The organism is Roseococcus sp. SDR, assembly GCF_019083995.1.
Taxonomy (GTDB): Bacteria; Pseudomonadota; Alphaproteobacteria; order Acetobacterales; family Acetobacteraceae; genus Roseococcus.
The window spans coordinates 35,136-53,025 of sequence record NZ_JAHRCU010000016.1 but is presented as its reverse complement, the minus strand read 5'-3'; the positions used below and the strand labels follow the sequence as shown (position 1 = coordinate 53,025).

The 17,890-nt window shown below is 69.1% G+C and carries 15 protein-coding genes and 1 pseudogene; 10 read left to right on the top strand and 6 right to left on the bottom strand.

All coding sequences use genetic code 11. The annotated features are described in order from the left end of the window. The first annotated feature begins 34 nt into the window (after positions 1-34). A complete protein-coding gene (locus KTR66_RS17380) occupies positions 35-685 on the top strand; it encodes an OmpW family protein (protein ID WP_213614713.1) in 651 nt (216 codons plus the stop codon). Here the strand turns inward: KTR66_RS17380 and KTR66_RS17375 are convergent. Next, complete coding sequence (locus tag KTR66_RS17375; RefSeq protein ID WP_213614711.1) at positions 673-1,206, bottom strand: NAD(P)-dependent oxidoreductase; 534 nt, start codon at positions 1,204-1,206, stop codon at positions 673-675. The genes KTR66_RS17380 and KTR66_RS17375 overlap by 13 nt on opposite strands. Next, entirely contained in the window at positions 1,203-2,813 is a 1,611-nt protein-coding gene (locus KTR66_RS17370) for an NADPH-dependent assimilatory sulfite reductase hemoprotein subunit (protein ID WP_249732224.1), read from the bottom strand. Before KTR66_RS17370 ends, KTR66_RS17375 begins: the two co-directional genes overlap by 4 nt. Between KTR66_RS17370 and cobA the strand changes: the two genes are divergently transcribed. The 4 genes from cobA to KTR66_RS17350 all read left to right on the top strand — a co-directional run bounded on the left by cobA (position 2,770) and on the right by KTR66_RS17350 (position 7,652). Then, on the top strand, positions 2,770-3,765 hold the full coding sequence (gene cobA / locus KTR66_RS17365; protein WP_249732223.1) for a uroporphyrinogen-III C-methyltransferase: 996 nt from the start codon (positions 2,770-2,772) through the stop codon (positions 3,763-3,765). The two genes, KTR66_RS17370 and cobA, sit on opposite strands and share 44 nt — an antisense overlap. Then, positions 3,752-3,925 (top strand): hypothetical protein, encoded by a 174-nt coding sequence (locus KTR66_RS17360; protein ID WP_213614706.1) that lies wholly within the window; start codon positions 3,752-3,754, stop codon positions 3,923-3,925. Before cobA ends, KTR66_RS17360 begins: the two co-directional genes overlap by 14 nt. Further along, positions 3,925-4,575: a peroxiredoxin gene (locus tag KTR66_RS17355; protein ID WP_213614704.1), complete on the top strand. Its 651-nt coding sequence runs from the start codon at positions 3,925-3,927 to the stop codon at positions 4,573-4,575. The genes KTR66_RS17360 and KTR66_RS17355 overlap by 1 nt, the downstream gene beginning before the upstream one ends. Before the next feature lie 155 nt (positions 4,576-4,730). Beyond that, the gene (locus KTR66_RS17350; RefSeq protein ID WP_213614702.1) at positions 4,731-7,652 is read left to right on the top strand and encodes an Ig-like domain-containing protein; all 2,922 of its coding nucleotides are present in this window, start codon (positions 4,731-4,733) and stop codon (positions 7,650-7,652) included. Positions 7,653-7,752: 100 nt separating this feature from the next. Here KTR66_RS17350 and KTR66_RS17345 read toward each other — a convergent pair whose 3' ends face one another. The 3 genes and pseudogenes from KTR66_RS17345 to KTR66_RS17335 form a co-directional block, all read right to left on the bottom strand. After that, positions 7,753-8,697, bottom strand: coding sequence for an isopenicillin N synthase family oxygenase (locus KTR66_RS17345; RefSeq protein ID WP_213614700.1), 945 nt, complete (start codon positions 8,695-8,697; stop codon positions 7,753-7,755). Between the two features lie 28 nt (positions 8,698-8,725). After that, positions 8,726-10,273, bottom strand: a complete 1,548-nt coding sequence (locus KTR66_RS17340) for an acyl-CoA synthetase (protein ID WP_213614698.1) — start codon at positions 10,271-10,273, stop codon at positions 8,726-8,728. A 97-nt stretch (positions 10,274-10,370) separates the two neighbouring features. Then, a pseudogene (locus KTR66_RS17335) lies at positions 10,371-10,967 on the bottom strand (SDR family NAD(P)-dependent oxidoreductase); the annotation flags it as partial. Between the two features lie 100 nt (positions 10,968-11,067). On the opposite strand from KTR66_RS17335, the gene dctP reads away from it, so the two are divergent. From dctP to KTR66_RS17310, 5 genes are all read left to right on the top strand, one after another. Further along, positions 11,068-12,108 (top strand): TRAP transporter substrate-binding protein DctP, encoded by a 1,041-nt coding sequence (dctP, locus tag KTR66_RS17330; RefSeq protein ID WP_213614696.1) that lies wholly within the window; start codon positions 11,068-11,070, stop codon positions 12,106-12,108. 10 nt (positions 12,109-12,118) lie between these two features. Next, complete coding sequence (locus KTR66_RS17325) at positions 12,119-12,628, top strand: TRAP transporter small permease (protein ID WP_213614694.1); 510 nt, start codon at positions 12,119-12,121, stop codon at positions 12,626-12,628. Continuing rightward, positions 12,625-13,911, top strand: coding sequence for a TRAP transporter large permease (locus KTR66_RS17320; protein WP_213614692.1), 1,287 nt, complete (start codon positions 12,625-12,627; stop codon positions 13,909-13,911). The genes KTR66_RS17325 and KTR66_RS17320 overlap by 4 nt, the downstream gene beginning before the upstream one ends. 82 nt (positions 13,912-13,993) lie before the next feature. Beyond that, the gene (locus KTR66_RS17315) at positions 13,994-16,123 is read left to right on the top strand and encodes an acetate--CoA ligase family protein (protein WP_213614690.1); all 2,130 of its coding nucleotides are present in this window, start codon (positions 13,994-13,996) and stop codon (positions 16,121-16,123) included. A 60-nt stretch (positions 16,124-16,183) separates the two neighbouring features. After that, complete coding sequence (locus tag KTR66_RS17310; protein WP_249732222.1) at positions 16,184-17,017, top strand: EipB family protein; 834 nt, start codon at positions 16,184-16,186, stop codon at positions 17,015-17,017. 28 nt (positions 17,018-17,045) lie between these two features. On the opposite strand, the gene KTR66_RS17305 is transcribed toward KTR66_RS17310, so the two are convergent. Beyond that, on the bottom strand, positions 17,046-17,864 hold the full coding sequence (locus tag KTR66_RS17305) for an NAD(P)-dependent oxidoreductase (protein WP_213614686.1): 819 nt from the start codon (positions 17,862-17,864) through the stop codon (positions 17,046-17,048). Between the last annotated feature and the right edge of the window lie 26 nt (positions 17,865-17,890).

The window sequence follows — 17,890 nt, the reverse complement described above, 5'->3', positions numbered from 1 at the left end:
CTTCGGCAGCAGGGGCTGCGAAGAGGAAGAGGCAATGAAATCCTGGGGAAAATGGGCTGCGGCCGCGATGATGCTGGCGGGGGCCGGCGGCGCGATGGCGCAGGAGGCCGAACTGCGCGGCAAGCGCACGGGCGACTTCATGATCGGTTTCGGCGCGGTGGGCGTGCTGCCCACCAATGGCGGCAATGTCAGCCTGATCGGCGGCACGCCCAATGCCAGCAACGCGGCGAGCCCGCTGCTGGACGGCACGTATTTCTTCACGCCGAACATCGCGCTGAACCTGATCGCTGCCACGACGCGGCACAAGCTGACGGTGACGAACTCGGCGCTGGGCACCGTCAACCTCGGCACGGTCTGGGCGCTGCCGCCGACGCTGACGGTCCAGTACCACCTGATGCCGCAATCGCGCATCAGCCCCTATATCGGCGTGGGGCTCAACACGACCTTCTTCTACGGCTATGGCGGCAACCCGACGGCCGGGATCAACCGCGTGCGGGTCGATCCGAGCGTGGGTGTCGCACCGAACATCGGCGTGGACTACGAGATTGCGCCGAACTGGCTGGTGAACCTCGATGCGAAATGGATCCTGATGCAGCCTGATGTGAGTGTGAACAGCGGCTTCGTGCGCGCGCAGGCCAACATCAATCCCTTCGTGATCAGCGCCGCCGTCCGTTACCGCTTCTGAGCGGGCGCGACGCAGGGGCAGTCGAGCCAGGCTGCCTCCCGGATGCGCGCCGAGAGGGCGCGCATCACCTCGGGCGGCGTTGCACCCGCCATCCGCAGCCGCTGGCGCTCTTGTGCCAGCGAGCCCAGATGCGCTTCCCAATCCGGGCCAAATCGCTGCTCCAGCCAGGCGCGCAGCGCTGCGGCCATGGCAGGTGCGCCGCCGCCGGTCGCGACCGTGAGCAGCAGATTTCCGCGCCGGATGAGGGCAGGGACATGCACGTCGCAGAGATGCGGCACGTCCTCGATGTTGACGGGGATGCGACGCGCGCGCGCGGCGGCGGCCAGCGCCTCGCCTTCCGCCGCGTCGAGCCCGGCGCCAAAGACGAGGCGCGCGGTGTCGAGCGCGACGTCATCGGGCAGGGTCGCGTGCAGGGTGAGCGGCATCCCTGCGGCCTCCAGCAGAGCGCGGCGTTTCTCGAAGGCGGGGCCCCGGCCCACCAGCAGAACCGGCGTGGCCTTGGTGAAGACCAGCGGCATCATGCGGCGAGCGCCGCCCCCGTCAGTGCGCGGCAAGCCTCCGGCCCCTGGCGCGTGCAGAAGTCACCGAAGCCCTCGCCCGCCACGCGCCAGGCGGCCCAATGCGCGAGCAGCGGGGCGAGAGTGACGCCCACGGCCTCCATCGGCACCTTGTCGGCGACGGGGAAGCTGAGCCGCGTGCCCGCGAAATCCCCCCCGACGAAGAGGGTGTAGAGCCCGGGGGACCGACCCACCACGCCGATATCGCCCTGGTATGGCCTGGCGCAGCCATTGGGGCAGCCCGTCAGGCGCAGCGAGATGCGCTCGCCCAGCAGATCCAGGCGCTCCAGCTCCCGCTCCACCTGCGCGAGGATGGGCTGGCGTACGCGCTCGCCCTCGGCCAGCGACTGGCCGCAGGTGGGCAGCGCCACGCAGGCCATCATCGCGCGGGCGACGGGGGTGAAGGCCTCGGGCAGGGGCACGGCGTTGGCGCGCAGAAGGGCTTCGAGCGCGTCGCGGTCGGCCTCGAGCACGTCGGAGAGGAGCAGATCCTGCCCCGGCGTTGCGATCGGGTTCACGCCGAAGCGCTCCATCGCCTCGCGCAGGGCGGCGCGCAGCCGGCCGGCGACGCGGCCCGAGGGGATGTGCAGGCCAAGCCACCACCGGCCATCGCCCTGGGCGTGCCAGCCGAGATGATCCGGCACGGTGAGGCGGGGCAGAGGGGGCGCGGGGCGCAGGGGCCGGCCCAGATCTTCCGAGAGGCGTGCGCGGGCCCATTCCACGCCGCGCTCGGCCAGGACGTATTTCAGGCGGGCATGCTTGCGGTCGCTGCGGTCGCCATGGTCGCGCGAGAGGCGGACCGCAGCCTCGGCCACCTCCAGCACCTCGTCGGGCCCGATCAGCGCGACGGGGTCGGCCAGGCGCGGGAAGGTGGCGGGCTTGTTGTGCGTCATGCCCATGCCGCCGCCCAGGGTCACGATCCAGCCCTCGGGATGCATCACGAAGCCGAGGTCGTTGGCCAGCACATCGGCGCTGTTGTCGTCGGGGTGGATGAGGGCGATCTTGAATTTCCGGGGCAGGTAGGTGGGGCCGTAGAGTGGCTCCTCTTCGGGGCCGGTCGCTGCCTCCTCGCCCAGGAAGATCTCGTGATGGGCGCGGCTCTTCGGCAGCAGCGCCTCGGAGAGGCGCCGTGCCGCCGCCTCAAGCCTCGCATGGATCGCATCGCGCCGCGGCGCGGGCGAAGTGATGACGTTGCGCACCACGTCGCCGCAGGCGGCGAGGGTCGTGAGCAGGGTGGCGTCGATCGCGGCGATCGAGGCTCGGAGATTTTCACGTAGAATGCCGTGAAATTGGACGCCCTGCCGCGAGGTGAGGCGGAGCGTGCCATCGGCGAAATCGCCAGCCAGGCGATCCAGGGCCAGCCATTGCGGCGCGGTCAGTCGCCCGGCGGGTGAGCGGACGCGGACCATGAAAGACCAGTCCTTGTCCGTGCCGGCCTGCTTCCGGGCAGTCGCGGTATCGCGATCGAATTGCTCGTAGGTTCCGTGAAATTTCAGCAGTGTATACGCGGCCTCGGAGAGGCCGCCCATGGCGGCCGGCGCGCTCAGTTCCGCATCGAGCGGGCCGCGCAAGCCGAGGCTTGCGGCCTTGATGGTTTCCGCTCCGCTAGGTTTGCCCTGCAACATTTTGCACAATCCTGTCGTAAAAACCATGGACAGGAATTCCGCATTTATCTACGTTGACGTCAAGCAGAATTACCGGAAACAATCACGAATGATCGTGCAATCCATCTCGGCCTTGGCCGGTTCGCAATTCCCGCGGGGCGAGGTTTGGCTCTGCGGCGCCGGCCCGGGCGATCCGGAGCTGCTCACGCTGCGCGCCGTCCAGGCGTTGGGCCAGGCGGATCTGATCCTGCATGATTCGCTCCCTGGCCGCAGCGCGCTGCGCCACGCGCGCCGCTCGGCCGAGGTCGTCGCCGTGGGCAAGCGCAAGGGCGCGGCACCCGTGCCGCAGGTGAAGATCAACGCCCGTCTCATCGCCGGTGCCCGGGCCGGGCTTCGCGTGCTTCGCCTGAAGGGCGGCGACCCCTTCACCTTCGGCCGGGGCGGCGAGGAGGCCCTGGCTTGCACAGCCGCCGGAATCCCCTGGCGCGTCATCCCGGGCATCTCGGCCGGCATGGCCGCCCCTGCCGCGGCAGGCATTCCGATCACGCATCGTGGCATGGCTTCCGCGGTCACCTTCGTCACGGCGCATGACGAAACAGGCGCGCTTCCCGATCTGAACTGGGCCGCATTGGCGCAGACGGGCGGCACCATCGCCGCCTTCATGGCCGTCTCGCGGCTCGACGAACTGGCGCTGCGTCTCCTGGCAGGCGGCCTCGCACCCGCCACGCCCGTTGCATTCATCTCTCAGGCGAGCCTGCCCGGTCAGGCCGTGCTGCGTACGACCCTCGGCCAATGCACCCTGGAGGTGCGGCGAGCCGGCTTGCCCACGCCGGCCATGATCATCATCGGCGCCGTCGCAGATCTCGGGCGTTCGGCCCTGACCCGGACCTTGGAAGGATTGCGCCATGCGCATGGCTGACTGGAGCGAGGCCGAGGATATCGATTTCTTAACCCCTGAACCGCCGCCGCCGGTTCAGGATCTGCCCGAGGAGCCCTGGCTCCCTGCCTGGGATGTAACGCTCATGACTGTCGCGGCCTTCGCCTTCGTCGCGCTGGCCGTTCTCACGGAGATTGGATGATGACACTGCAATACGGTGCCCAGCTCTCGCTCGGCCAGCTCGCCCCCGACTTCGAGGCGGAGACGACCGATGGCCCGATCCGCTTCAGCGATTGGGCGAAGGACAGTTGGGTGGTCTTCTTCTCCCACCCGCGCGACTTCACGCCCGTCTGCACGACGGAGCTGGGCGAGGCGGCGCGCCTCAAGCCCGAATTCGACAAGCGCGGCGTGAAGGTGATCGGCCTCAGCGTGGACCCGCTCGACAAGCACGACGCCTGGGCGGAGGACATCCACCAGACCCAGGGCACGGCCCTGAACTTCCCGATGATCGCGGACCCGTCGAAGCATGTCTCGCAGCTCTACGGCATGATCCATCCGGAGGCGGATCCTTCCATCACCGTTCGCACCGTCTATGTGCTGGACCCGGCGCGGAAGGTGCGCCTCACGCTCACCTATCCGCCGAGCACGGGCCGCAACTTCCACGAGGTGCTGCGCGTGATCGACAGCCTGCAGCTGACCGACCGGCACAAGGTCGCGACCCCGGTGAACTGGCAGCCGGGTGGCCGCGCCATCATCGTGCCCTCGCTCTCGGATGAGGAGGCCGCGAAGCGCTTTCCGCAGGGGTGGCAGGCGGACCGGCCCTATCTGCGCTGGGTTGAACTGAAGGAATAGCGCTCCCCGCCGGAGCGCCCGCCGCGCGATCTTGCAACCGAGGGGTGGGTGTTCCGGCATGCATGCGCGGCAACGTTGTGCGGTTTCGCTTTTCCTCAGGCAGCTGGCGCGTTAATAAGTGAACGCGACATCAAAAAACCTTGAGAGGCTTCGCCATGACCCGCCTTGTCGTGCTTGGAAGCACGAAATCCGACCGACTGGGCGGCCCCGTCGACGACCCCTTCCGCCCGCTCGACATCTGGGGCTTCGGCGGCAATGACACGCTGATCGGTGGCCTCGCCGCCGATATCCTGCGCGGTGGCAGTGGCCATGATGAACTCTTCGGCGATGCCGGTGCGGATCTTCTGCTCGGTGAGGACGGCCAGGACACCCTGCGCGGCGGCGACGGCGACGATACCCTCGACGGTGGCGCGGGCCATGACGTCCTGGTCGGCGGGGCGGGCGATGACCTGCTGCTCGGCGCGGCTGGCCAGGACACACTGACCGGGGGCGAGGGCCATGACACGCTGGATGGCGGCGATGGGCATGACCAGCTCGCGGGTGGCGAGGGCCATGACCAGCTCTCAGGCGGCGTCGGCCAGGACACGCTGACCGGCGATGCCGGCGACGATACGCTGGATGGCGGGGATGGGCATGACCAGCTCACCGGTGGCGCCGGGCAGGACCAACTTTTCGGCGGTGCGGGTCAGGACACGCTGACCGCCGGCGCCGGCGATGACCTCCTGGATGGCGGCGAGGGCCACGACCAGCTCACGGGCGGCGAGGGCCATGATGTCCTGCGCGGCGGCGCGGGGAATGACAGCCTGGATGGCGGCGGTGGCCGCGACACGGCGCGGTTTGACGGAAACCTCGCCGATTATCGCATCACCGATCTCGGCCAGGGCCAGGTCGAGGTGCGCGGCCTGAACGGCGTTGAGGGCCGGGATGTCGTCACGCGCGTCGAACTCCTGAGCTTCGCCGATACCACCATCGAGGTGAGCGGCGTTCCGGCAGCCCCCAGCATCACCGGCTTCTCTGGGGATACCGGCCTCGTCGGTGACGGGCTGACGGCGGACCGTAGCATCACACTGACGGGCAGCGCTGCGGCCCATGCGCTGGTCGAGGTGTTCGGCAATGGCGTGCTGCTGGGCGCGGCCACGGCCGGCGGGGATGGCGCTTGGTCCTTCACCACCGCGCCGCTGGCCGATGGCGTGCAGGATTTTACCGCCCAGGCGACGCGGGGCGGGCTGACCAGCGGGGCCTCCGCGCCGCTCTCGCTGGTGATCGACGGGACAGCGCCCATCGTTTCGGCGCTGGACCTGCTGGCTTCCTCGGATAGCGGCGTGCGCGGGGATGACATCACCGCCTTCCGCTGGGTGGATCTGGTCGGCCAGGGCGAGGCGGGGGCGACGGTCACGCTGCTCGGCACCGACCTCACGACCACGGTCGGGGCCGATGGCCGGTTTCAGTTCGGCAATGTGGCGCTCGATCTCGGCCTGAACAGCTTCACCGTGGAGATCACCGACGCGGCGGGCAACAGCAGCCTCTCCGATTTCGGCATCACCCGCGTGGATGACGGTACGACCGACCCGACCTATGGGTGGAACTGGGTGATGCTGGAGGCCATCCGCGTCGGCGGTCTGGTCACGGCCAATGCCTCGCGTCTGCTGGCCTTGGAGAGCATTGCCACCCTCGACACGCTGGCGGCCATAGACGGAACCAACCCCTTCATGGTCGCGCTCGACGCACCGGAGGGGATTTCGGCGCCCATCGCCGCCGCGGCGGCCGCGCATCGCGTCCTGAGCTACTACTTCACCGGCAACGCGCAGTCGGCCGTGCTGCAGGCCAGCTTCGATGCGCGCCTTGCGCAGGACCTGGCCCAGCTGGCGCCGGGAGCGGATCGCGACGCAGCGGTGGCCTTCGGCCAGGCGGTCGCCGATGCTGTGATCGCAATCCGCGCCGGGGATGGCCACGACGCGGTGGTCAGCTACGTCCCGGGCAGCGATCCGGGCGAGTGGCGACCGACGCCGCGCGTCGGCCCCGGCGGCACTGAGTTGCCTGGCCGCCCGGCGCAGCTGCCGCAATGGGGCGAGATCACGCCCTTCCTGATGGATGATGGCGGGCAGTTCCGCCCCGATGGCCCGACGCCGCTCGACAGCGCGCAGTGGGCTGAGGAATTCAACGCGGTGAAGTCGCTCGGCGCCTTCGATTCCACGACCCGCACGGCCGAGCAGACCGAAATCGCCTTCTACTGGCGTGACCTGACGAACACCTACACGCCGGCCGGCCGCTGGGCGCAGATCGCCGGCGAGGTGCTGGAATCGCTTGGCCATTCCAGCGCCTCCGCGGCGCGCATCATGGCGGGCCTGAATCTGGTTGGTGCCGATGGCGCCATCGCCGCGTGGGATGCGAAGTACGCGTATAATTTCTGGCGCCCTATCACCGCGATCCGTGAGGCGGATACGGACGGCAATCCCGACACCATCGCCGACCCGACCTGGCGCCCGCTCTTCGAGACGCCGCCGCATCCCGACTACACCTCGGGCCATGCGACCTGCAGCCTCGCCGCTGCCTGGGCGCTGACTTATCTGGTGGGCGACAACATTGCCTTCACCAATGCCAGCGTCGGCCTGCCCGGCGTCTTCCGCAGCTTCGACAACTTCGTCCAGGCGGGGATCGAGGCGGGGGATAGCCGCATCTATGGCGGCATCCATTTCACCAGCGCCAACATCGAAGGGCAGCAGCTCGGCAAGGCGGTCGCGGATTGGGGCATCGCGGAGTTCCTGCGCAGCGAGGGCGAGGACATCTATGCGCCGATCATCCTGCTGAACACCGCGACGGGTGGCGCGATCTCGGCCCCGCCCGTGCTGAGCGGCCTGGCCATCGACAATCGTGATGGCCTTGATGTGATCCATGCGCGCCTGGATGGCGGCCCTGCGGCCGAGATCGCGCTGGATGAGCAGGGCCGGTTCACCTTCGACGTGGCCGACGTGTTCGGCCCCATCGCGGACGGCACCTACAGCATCACGCTGGAGGCGGAGGATATGGCCGGCCTGAATGCGGCCCCGGTGACCTTCGCCTTCACGCTGATCGCCTAGAGCCTTTTCCGCTCGCCCCGGCTCGCTGCAAAGACTCTGGACATTTGTTTTTGCGAGCATCCTCACCCGATCAGATGAGTCCATCTGATCGGGATCTGCTCTAGGCCCCCTTGCGGTAGGCGAAGGCCTTGGCGAAGCAGTCGAGGATATGCCCGCCGGCGGTGGTCGGCGGGTAGAGCGGCGCCGTGGCCCCCAAGGCGCGCGGATCAATCGGCGCGCTGAAGTTCGGGTCATGGAAGGTCGCGATGGACATGCGCTCATGGCCCGAGCGGTTCACCACGCGGTGCGGCGTGCTCGCGAAGCGGTCATTGCTCCAGCGGCCCAGCAAATCCCCCACATTGATCACCAGCGTTCCCGCCAGGGGGGGCGCCGGGATCCAGCTGCCGGATTGGCGTTCGCGCACCTCGAGCCCGCCGCTGTCATCCTGCCAGAGCAGCGTGATGCAGCCGAAATCCGTGTGCGGCGCCACGCCGAAGCCTTCCGTGTCGTCGGGCGGTTGCGGCGGGTAGAAGACGGCCTGGGTGCGCTGCAGCGGCAGGGTGTAGTGGGGGGCGAAGAAATCCTCCGGCAAATCGAGGCTCACGGCGATGGCGCGCATCAGCCCGGCGCCGCAGCGCATCATCTCGGCGTAGTAGGCCTCCATGGCGGTCTGAAGCTCGGGCACTTCCGCTGGCCATTGGTTGGGGCCGCGCAGCTTCTCGCCCGCCAGCACGACGGGATGATCGGCCGGCAGATCGAGGCCGAGCGAGAAGAACTCCTTCAGGTCCGGCTTTGTGGCGCCGGCCATCACGGCGCCGCCGGCCGCATGCCAGCCGCGGTGGGCCAGGTTGGCACGGGTGCGCGCCTTCACCTCGGGCGGCAGATGGAAGAAGCGGCGCGCGGCCGCGACGGCGGCAGCGATGGTCGCCTCCGGCACGCCATGGTTGCGGATGTAGAAGAAGCCGGGGCCGGTGCAGGCGGCGCGGATCTCGGCCGCGATCTCCTTCACGCGGCGGCCGCTTCCAAGTCCCGCGACGTCGATCACCGGCAAGCTGTGTGCAGACATCATCACGTCTCCTGATCGGGGCGGCGCTTCATCCGAAGCTCACGCCTTCTTCCTTGAGGCGCTGCGCGAGCAGCGTCTTCGGCACCTTGCCATAGGCGGATTTCGGCAACGCCTCCCACACCACGAAGCGGCGCGGATGCTTGTAGCGCGCGAGCTTGCCTTCGAGATGCGCGAGCAATTCCTCGGGCGCCGTGGGCGCGCGGAGCACGAGGCAGGCGACGCCCGACTCCCCCCAGCGCGGATCGGGCAGGCCGACCACGGCACATTCCACCACGGCCGGGTGCGTTAGCAGCGCCTCCTCCACCTCGCGCGGGTAGATGTTGGAGCCGCCCGAGATGAACATGTCCGAGGCGCGGCCGGTGATGTGCAGGAAGCCTTGGGCGTCCAGGAAGCCGAGATCGCCTGTGTGGAACCAGCCCTGGCGGAAGGCCTTCTCGTTCGCGGCATCGTTCTGGAAATAGCCGGCGAAGACGCCGGGGCCACGCACGCAGATCTCGCCGCGCTCGGCATGACGGCCCTCCTCGTCGAGGATCGCGATGTCCATGCCGGTGCGCGGCGCGCCGACGCTGAGCGCACCGGGGGAGGCGTCATCCGTGCTGTGCTGGTCGGGGCGCAGGACGGTGATGCAGCCGGTGACCTCGCCCAGGCCGAAATACTGCACGAGGCACGGGCCGAGCCGCTCCATCGCGCGGAGCTGGTCCGCCCGGTACATCGGCGCGCCGGCATAGATGACGTGGCGCAGCCGGTGCGGCGCGGCGGCCGGGTCGGCCACGAGCATGTTCAGGATGGTGGGCACGGTGAACATGTTCGTCACGCCATGCCGCGCGATCAGCTCCCAGGCGATGGCCGTGTCCAGCCGCTCGCCCGGCAGCAGGATGGAGCAGGCGCCGCGCGCCACCTGGCAGAGGGCGTGGATGCCGGCGCCATGGCTGAGCGGTGCCACCACCAGCGAGGCGTCGCGCTCGGTCAGGCCGGGCATCAGGTCGGCCAGGTGGTTGGTGATGATGAAGCCCATCTGGCCATGCGTCAGCACCGCGGCCTTGGGCCGGCCGGTGGTGCCGGAGGTGAAGAAGAACCAGCAGGGGTCGTCGCGGCCGACTTCGGCCTCGTGGTTCGCCGGCGGGACGGGCGCCTCGGTGATCAGGGTTTCGTAGTCCTCCTCGTCGGGGCGGGCGTCGTCCACCGCGATGACCATTTGGCAATCGGGTGCCGCCGCCCGCACCGCATCGGCATGGGCGGCGAAGCCGTGGTCGCGCAGCATGACGCGCGCGCCGCTGGCCTCCGCCAGATAGGCCACCTCGGGCGGGGTCAGCCGCACATTGGTCGGCACCCAGACGCCGCCGATCTTCCACGTCGCCCAGAGGCTCTCGAACATGGCGTTGCCGTTGCGCGCATGCACCAGCACCCGGTCGCCCTTGCCGATCCCATGCGCGCGCAGCACCGCGGCGAGGCGATCCACGCGGGCGTTCAGCTCGGCCCAGGACCATGTCTTCTCGCGCCAGATCAGGGCCGGCGCATCGGGCAGGCGGCGGGCCGTCTGGCTCAGCAGGCGCCCGAGATTTGTCGCGGGGATCATGCGCGCACCCCGGCCCCGGCATAGCCGCCATCCCCGGCAGCGCGTGGCCGGTGATGTAGGAGGAGCGCGCGGGATCGAGCAGGAAGAGGGCCGCTTCGGCCACCTCCTCCACGCGGCCATAGCGCGCGGCCGGAATGCGGCTGAGCCATTGCGCGCGCGTCTCGGCGTCATGCAGGGCGGTGACCATGGGCGTCTCGATCGGCGCGGGGCAGATGGCGTTCACGCGGATGCCATGCGGCGCGAGGTCCATCGCCATCACCTGCGCCATGTTGATGACGGCCGCCTTGGAGGCGCCATAGGCGATGCGCCCCTCCACGCCGCGCAGGCCGGAGACCGAGGCGATGAGCACGATGCTGCCACCCTTGCCAGAGGCCGCCATGGCCCGCGCCGATGCCTGTGCCGCCAGGAAGCAGCCCGTGACGTTCACGTCGAGGATGCGCCGGAAGGTCTCGGGCGCGGTGTCGAGCAGGGGCGTCGCCGCCGAGATTCCGGCCGAGCAGACCAGGCCCTGGAGGTCCGTCAGCCCCGCGATCCAGTCGGCCACGGCGGCGGCATCCGTCACGTCGAGCATGTCGCAACCCTCGGCCGGGTTGCGGTCGGCCAGGGCCGTCTCCCAGCCTGCCGCGCGGGCGGCGGCGCCGATGGCCGCCCCGATGCCCGAGGCCCCGCCCGTGATCGCCAATCGTTTCGCCATGCCTCTCCCTGGGCGGGGCGTCTTGCGCGCCCGCCTCCCTCGGCCGCATTGTGGCATCCGGAACGCGGCATGCAAAAGCCGCCTGGAGGAGATGACCCGCATGAGCCTGATGACCGATCGCCGCGCCCTCCTGGCGGGCGGCGCCGCCATCCTCGCCGCACCCCGCATCGGTGGCGCGCAGCCGGCCTACCGTCCCGAATACAAGCTCTCCGTCGTCGGCAACCGGCCCATCCCCTTCGCCGAGGGCGCCTTCCAATGGGCGGAGCTGGTGACCCAGCGCTCCAACGGCCGAATCAATGTGCGCGTCTATCCGGGCAGCCAGCTCGTCGGCGGCGACCAGACGCGTGAGCTGCTGGCCATGCGCCAGGGCATCATCGATTTCGCCGTCTTCAGCACCATCAACATCGCACCCCAGGTGCGCGAGGCCGGCATCTTCCAGCTGCCCTTCCTGATGCCTGACCACCGCGCCTTCGACGCGCTGATCAATGGCGAGGTGGGGCGCGACCTCGTCGGCATCATGGACCGGCGCGACGTGACGGCGGTGGCCTTCGGCGAGAACGGCTTCCGCGAGATCAGCAATTCCCGCCGCGCCATCAGCGCCCCGGCGGACCTGCGCGGCCTGAAGATCCGCTTCGCGGCCGGCGCCATCTTCAACGACATCTACAATGGCCTCGGCGCCAATCCGCTGCAGATGTCCTTCGCCGACCTGCAGCCGGCACTCAGCACGGGCGCGGTGGATGGGCAGGAGAACCCGGTCAACCTCTTCCTCGCCTTCCGGATGGACACGCTGGCGCAGCGCCACATGACCATCTGGAACTACGTGAATGACGCGCTGATCTTCGGCCTTTCCAAATCCGTCATGGCGAGCTTCACGCCAGCCGACCAGGAGCTGGTGCGCGAATGCGCCCGCGAAGCAGCACGCAACAACATCGCGCTCGCCCGTCGCGGCCTCGGTATCCCCGGCACGGATGACAGCGCGCTGGTGGAACTGCGCAACCGCAATGTGGAAGTGACGACGCTGACGGCGGCGCAGAAGCAGGCTTTCGCGACGGCGCTGCGCCCGGTCTATGATCGCTGGTCCGGCACCATCGGCAACGACCTCGTACGCAAGGCGGAAGCCGCCATCCGCGCCGCTTCGTGACGCCCGCCTGATGGCCGCCGATTTCGACCCGACGGCCACGCCGCCTGATCCCAAGACGCGCGTGCCCCTGACGCTGGAGCGCGTGCTGCTCGCCGCCGCGATGGGCGCCATGGCGCTGATCACGGCGGCGAATGTCGTGACACGCTACCTCTCCAACATCTCGCTCGCCTTCACCGAGGAATACTCGGTGGCGCTGATGGTGGTGGTGGCCCTCGTCGGCACGGCGCTCGCCACGGCCTGCGGGCGGCACATCCGCATCGGCTTCTTCGTGGACAAGATGAACCCGGGCCGCCGCCGCGTGGCGGAAATCATGGGCTTGGGCCTGCTCATCATCTGCTTCGGGCTGATCCTCTGGTATGGCGGCCGCATGGTCTGGGACGAGTATGATTTCGAGGTTCTCTCGCCCGGCCTCGGCCATCCGCAATGGCTCTACACCGTGTGGCTGCCGCTGCTCGCCATCCTGGTGATCGGCCGCGCGCTCGGCCGAATCATCCGCCTCGCCCGTGGAGAGGAAGGATGATCGGCACCATCCTCTTCCTCATGTTCATGATCCTGCTGCTGGGCGGCGTGCCGATTGCCGTGGCGCTGGGCCTCGCCGGCGCGCTGGCCATCGCACTCGCCGACCAGACGCTGATGGCGATGCCGACCAACGTCTATGCCGGCATCGCGAAATACCCGCTGATCGCCATCCCCATGTTCGTGCTGGTGGGCTGCGTCTTCGACCGGACGGGCGTGGCACTCCGCCTGGTGAAATTCGCGACCGCACTGGTCGGCGCCGGGCGCGGCGCACTCGCTTCCGTCGCCGTGCTGGTGGCGATGATCATCGGCGGCATCTCGGGCTCCGGCCCGGCCACCTCGGCGGCCGTGGGTCAGGTGGTCACGCGCGGCATGGTGAAGGATGGCTATCCGCGGCCCTTCATCGCCTCCACCGTGGGTGCCGCGGCCGCGACGGATATCCTGATCCCGCCCTCCATCGCCTTCATCGTCTATGCGGTGATGGTCCCCGGCGTCTCGGTGCCGGCCATCTTCATGGCGGGGATGTTCCCGGGGATTTTGGCCGGTGTGGCCATCATCGTGCCCATCCTCATCATCTCCTGGATCAAGGATTTCGGCGGCAAGAACCCCGACCGCGACGAGAACTCCCTCTGGCACAGCTTCAAGGAGGCGATCTGGGGGTTGATGGCGCCCGTCGTCATCCTGGGCGGCATGCGCATCGGTGCCTTCACGCCGACGGAAGCGGCGGTGATGGCGGTGTTCTACGGCCTCTTCGTCGGCTTCTTCGTCTATCGCAGCATGACGATGCGCGACCTTTACGAGATGCTGGTGGAGGCGGGCGAGATCTCGGCCGTCATCCTCATCATCATCGCGCTGGCCAGCGTCTTCGCCTGGTCCACCTCCACGCTGGGCATCGTGCAGCCCATCGCGGGCTGGATCGTGGGGCTCGGGCTGGGTGAATACGGCACCATCGCGCTGCTGATGGTGGCGCTGGTCTTCATCGGGATGTTCCTGGACGGTGTTTCCACCTTCCTCATCCTGCTGCCGGTGCTGATCCCCATCGCCCGCGCCTTCGAATGGGACCTGACCTGGTTCGGCGTGATCCTCACCATGAAGATCGCGATCGGCCAGTTCACGCCGCCCATGGCGGTGAACCTGATGGTGTCCTGCCGCATCGCGGGCGTCACGATGGAAAGCACCATCCCCTGGGTGGTCTGGATGATCCTGGCGATGTTCGTGGCCCTCGCGCTCGTCGTCGTCTTCCCCGGCATCGCCCTTTGGCTGCCGCGCGTGACCGGCATGATGTGAACGAAGCCGGGCCGGGGGCTTGCCGAAACGCCCGGCCTGCTTCCGAATGGCGCCCAACGAAATCAAAGGGAGCGAAGAACCGATGTCCAGCGTGGAAGCCCTGCGCGACCCCAAGAGCCTCACGCGTCTTCTGGCGCCGCGCAGCTTCGCCGTGGTGGGCGTATCGGCCGAGCCCACGGGCTTTGGCGCGCGCACCGTGCAGAACATGCGGGACTTTGACGGCCCGGTCTGGTGCGTGAATCCGAAATATGCGGGTCAGGAGCTGCATGGCCGCCCCTGCTTCGCCTCCGTCGCAGACCTGCCGGGCGCGCCGGATTCCACCGTCATCGCGCTGCCCCGCACGGGCGTGAGTGATGCGGTGCAGGCACTCGCCAAGAAGGGCGGCGGTGGCGCGGTGATCTACGCCTCCGGCTATGGCGAGACGGACCTGCCCGAGCGCGCCGTGGAGGAGGAGGAACTGCGCCAGATGGCGCGGCGCATGGGCTTCCCTTTGCTCGGCGCCAATTGCCTGGGCTTCGTGGACCATCGCCAGCGCGTCGGCGCCACCTTCATGCCGGACTATGTGAAGATGACGGCACCGGCTGGCGGTGTGGGCGTCGTCAGCCAGTCGGGCGCGCTGGGCTATGCGCTGATGCAGGCGGCCGAGCGCGGCTTCGCCATGTGCCACATGACCACAGCCGGCAATGCGACGGACCTCGACGTCTGTGACCTGGCCGCCTTCCAGCTCACCATCCCCGAATGCCGCAGCATCGCGCTGGCGGTCGAGGGCCTGCGCGATGCGCGGCGCCTTTTCCTGCTGGGCGAGATGGCGGCGAGCCTGGGCAAGACCATCGTGGTGCTGAAGCTTGGCCGTGGTGAAGTCGGCGCCAAGGCCGCCGCCTCGCACACCGGCTCGCTGGCCGGCAGCAGCGCGGCCTGGTCGGCCGGCTTCAAGCGCGCGGGCATGCTCGAGGTGGGTGATTTCGACGCGCTGCTGGAAACGGCGGGCTTCTTCGCCAAGGCCGGCCCGCCCAAGGGCCGCGGCGTGGGCATCGTCACCCCCTCGGGTGGCGCGGGCATCATGGCGGCGGATCACGCGGAATTCGCGGGCCTGCCGCTGCCGCAGCCCGCGCCGGAGACGGAGCGCGTGCTGCGCTCGGCGATCCCGGATTTCGGCAGCCCGCGCAACCCCTGCGACCTCACGGCGCAAGTGGCGACCAACCCGAAATCCTTCGAGGAATGCATGCTCGCGATGCTCAATGATGAGCAATACGCGACCGTGGTCTTCCCCGTGGTCTATCACAACCCCGCCCCCGCCGCGACGCCGGCCCGCATGAAGACGCTGGAGCCGATGGCGGCGGCCAGCGGCAAGCCGATATGCATCGCCTGGATTCCCGAGAGCCTGGAAGGGCCGGGGGCCGAGGCGGTGGATGTCAGCTCCAACCTCGTGCTGTTCCGCAGCATGCGGCGGATGATGAATGCGCTGCGGCTGTGGTTCCAGCGCTATGACCCGATGCCCGCGGCGGGCCAGGTCGATGCGCGCGCCCAGGCCGCCGCTGCCGCCATCCCTGCGGGCGCTGCCACGCTGATGGAGGCGGCGGCCAAATCCGCCTTCGCCTCGGCCGGCTTGCCCGTCGTCGCGGAACATCGCGCGAAGGATGCGGCCGCCGCCGTGGCGGCGGCCGAGACGCTCGGTTTCCCCGTCGTGCTCAAGCTCGACAGCCCCGATGTCGCGCACAAGACCGAGGTGGGCGGCGTGGAGCTGAACCTGGCGGATGCCGCCGCCGTCACCGCCGCCTTCGGGCGCATCATGGCGGGTGTGGCGAAGCATGCGCCGGCGGCCCGCGTGGATGGCGTGCTGGTGCAGCGGATGGAGGCGCGCGGCGTCGAGCTCATCCTCGGCGCGCGGCGCGATCCGCAATTCGGCGTGATGGTGCTGGTGGGCCTGGGCGGCGTGCAGGCCGAGCTCTGGAAGGATGTGGCGCTCGATGTCGCGCCCGTCTCCCAGGAAGGTGCGATGGCCATGCTGCGCAGCCTCAAGGCCTTCCCGCTGCTCGATGGCTTCCGCGGCAGCCCGAAGCTGCCGGTGGAGCAGATCGCCGCCGCCATCGCGCAATTCTCGGGCTTTGCCGCCGCCATGGGTGATCGGCTGGAGGAGGCGGAGATCAACCCGCTGGTCTGCCGGCCCGATGGCTGCGTGGCCGTGGATGGGCTGATGATCCTTTCGGCCTGACAGGAATCGTTACCAAGAGCGCGATTCCAGGCGGAATCATTCTGGTCTATGTTGCGACGCATGATCCTCCGCCGCCGCCTTGCCTGGCTTCCGCTCGCCGCCTTCCTGGCGGGGTTCCTCCCCGCCGCCCCGAGCCAGGCCGCCGAGCCGGGCTCGGAGAACATGCTGGCGCATCGCGCCGCCTATCGCCTCAAGCTCGACAGCGTGCGGGACAATGCGAGCATCGAGCAGGCGGAGGGCATCATGCTCTTCGAGGTGATCGACGCCTGTGACGCCTGGGCCTCGCGCCAGCGCTTCACCCTGCTGGTGGGCGACCGCGACGGCAACATCGTCGAGACCACCTCCGACTACGCGACGCTGGAGGCGAAGGACGGTTCCTCGCTGCGCTTCTCGTTGACGCAGATGACGGGTGGCGCCGTCACCTCCCGCGTGGCGGGGGATGCGACCATCACGCCCGAGGGAGGCCGCATCCGCTATCAGGAGCCGGCCGCGACAGAGGAGGAACTGCCGCCCGGCACCATCCTGCCGATGATCCACACCATCCGCAGCCTGGCGGCCGCGCGCGCGGGGCAGCGGATCTTCGTGGCGCCGCTCTTCGACGGCACCTCGGCCGACGGCGCGCAGGACACGACGACCATCATCTCGGGCGGCTGGCTCGCGCCGCAGCCCAATGCGAATTTCCCGCTGCTCGGCACCCTCTCCAGCGCGCGCATGCGCATCGCCTTCTTCGAGCGCAACACCACGGGCCAGGGCGGCGGCGCCGCCACGCCCGACTACGAGGTCAGCATGCGCTACTACGAGAATGGCGTGGCCGATGAGCTGAAGATGGATTTCGGCGAGTTCGTGGTGGATGGGCGGCTCGGTGAGCTGCAGCCCATCCCGTCGCCCTGCTGAGCCATCGGGGCTGACCCCTTGGGGCTGATCACTCCAGGCTGAAGGCGTCCTTCGGCGGCGGCGTGGGGCGCGTGTAGTCCATCACGCAGAAGGCGCCGCCCTGGTGGCGGCGGCCCACCTCATGGGGATGCAGCACGCCCTCGAGCTGCGTGCGATACGCCTCGGCGCTGTCCTGCGGCGCCCAGCCGATGCGGTCGCGATGATCCTTGGCCCACCAGCTCGCCGGATTGGCCGAGGCGCCCCAGATGACGGCATGCCCCACGCGCGCCGCCGCGACACTTGCCTGCACCAGCCGCGCGAGGTCGGGGTAGGAGAGCCAGGTGGAGAGCGCGCGCGCGTCGCGCGGCTCGGGCAGGCAGGTGCCGATGCGGAGATTCACGTTCTCCACGCCGTGCTTGTCCCAGTAGAGCCGGCCCATGAGCTCGCCATAGGCCTTGGAGAGGCCATAGAACCCATCCGGGCGGAATTGGCAGTCGAGATCGAGGCTCTGGCCCTGCTCGTGGAAGCCGATCGTGTGGTTGGAACTGGCGAAGACGACACGCGCGCCCTCGCGCCGCGCCGCCTCGTAGATGTGATAGAGGCCGCGCAGATTGGGGCCGAGGATCTCCTCGAAGGGCTGCTCGACGCTGATGCCGCCGAAATGGAGGATCACGCCGCAGCCCTCGGCGAGGCGTGAGATGGTGACGCCATCGTTAAGGTCTGCCCGCGTGAAGCTGGCGCCCGGTGGCACCGCATCCGCGAAGGGCGCGATATCGGTCAGGAGCAGCGTCATCCCGGCCGCGCTCAATTCGCGCGCCAGCATACGGCCGAGGGCGCCCGAGGCGCCGGTGAGGAGGATGGGTTTCATGATCGGCGTTGTCCTTCCATAGTCAG

Coding starts and splice junctions, on each gene's coding strand:
- KTR66_RS17305 (WP_213614686.1), bottom strand. CDS start 17,864: ATGAAACCCATCCTCCTCACCGGCGCCTCGGGCGCCCTCGGCCGTATG.
- KTR66_RS17320 (WP_213614692.1), top strand. CDS start 12,625: ATGATCGGCACCATCCTCTTCCTCATGTTCATGATCCTGCTGCTGGGC.
- KTR66_RS17315 (WP_213614690.1), top strand. CDS start 13,994: ATGTCCAGCGTGGAAGCCCTGCGCGACCCCAAGAGCCTCACGCGTCTT.
- KTR66_RS17375 (WP_213614711.1), bottom strand. CDS start 1,206: ATGATGCCGCTGGTCTTCACCAAGGCCACGCCGGTTCTGCTGGTGGGC.
- KTR66_RS17325 (WP_213614694.1), top strand. CDS start 12,119: ATGGCCGCCGATTTCGACCCGACGGCCACGCCGCCTGATCCCAAGACG.
- KTR66_RS17340 (WP_213614698.1), bottom strand. CDS start 10,273: ATGATCCCCGCGACAAATCTCGGGCGCCTGCTGAGCCAGACGGCCCGC.
- dctP (WP_213614696.1), top strand. CDS start 11,068: ATGAGCCTGATGACCGATCGCCGCGCCCTCCTGGCGGGCGGCGCCGCC.
- KTR66_RS17310 (WP_249732222.1), top strand. CDS start 16,184: ATGATCCTCCGCCGCCGCCTTGCCTGGCTTCCGCTCGCCGCCTTCCTG.
- KTR66_RS17380 (WP_213614713.1), top strand. CDS start 35: ATGAAATCCTGGGGAAAATGGGCTGCGGCCGCGATGATGCTGGCGGGG.
- KTR66_RS17360 (WP_213614706.1), top strand. CDS start 3,752: ATGCGCATGGCTGACTGGAGCGAGGCCGAGGATATCGATTTCTTAACC.
- KTR66_RS17355 (WP_213614704.1), top strand. CDS start 3,925: ATGACACTGCAATACGGTGCCCAGCTCTCGCTCGGCCAGCTCGCCCCC.
- cobA (WP_249732223.1), top strand. CDS start 2,770: ATGGCGGCCGGCGCGCTCAGTTCCGCATCGAGCGGGCCGCGCAAGCCG.
- KTR66_RS17345 (WP_213614700.1), bottom strand. CDS start 8,697: ATGTCTGCACACAGCTTGCCGGTGATCGACGTCGCGGGACTTGGAAGC.
- KTR66_RS17350 (WP_213614702.1), top strand. CDS start 4,731: ATGACCCGCCTTGTCGTGCTTGGAAGCACGAAATCCGACCGACTGGGC.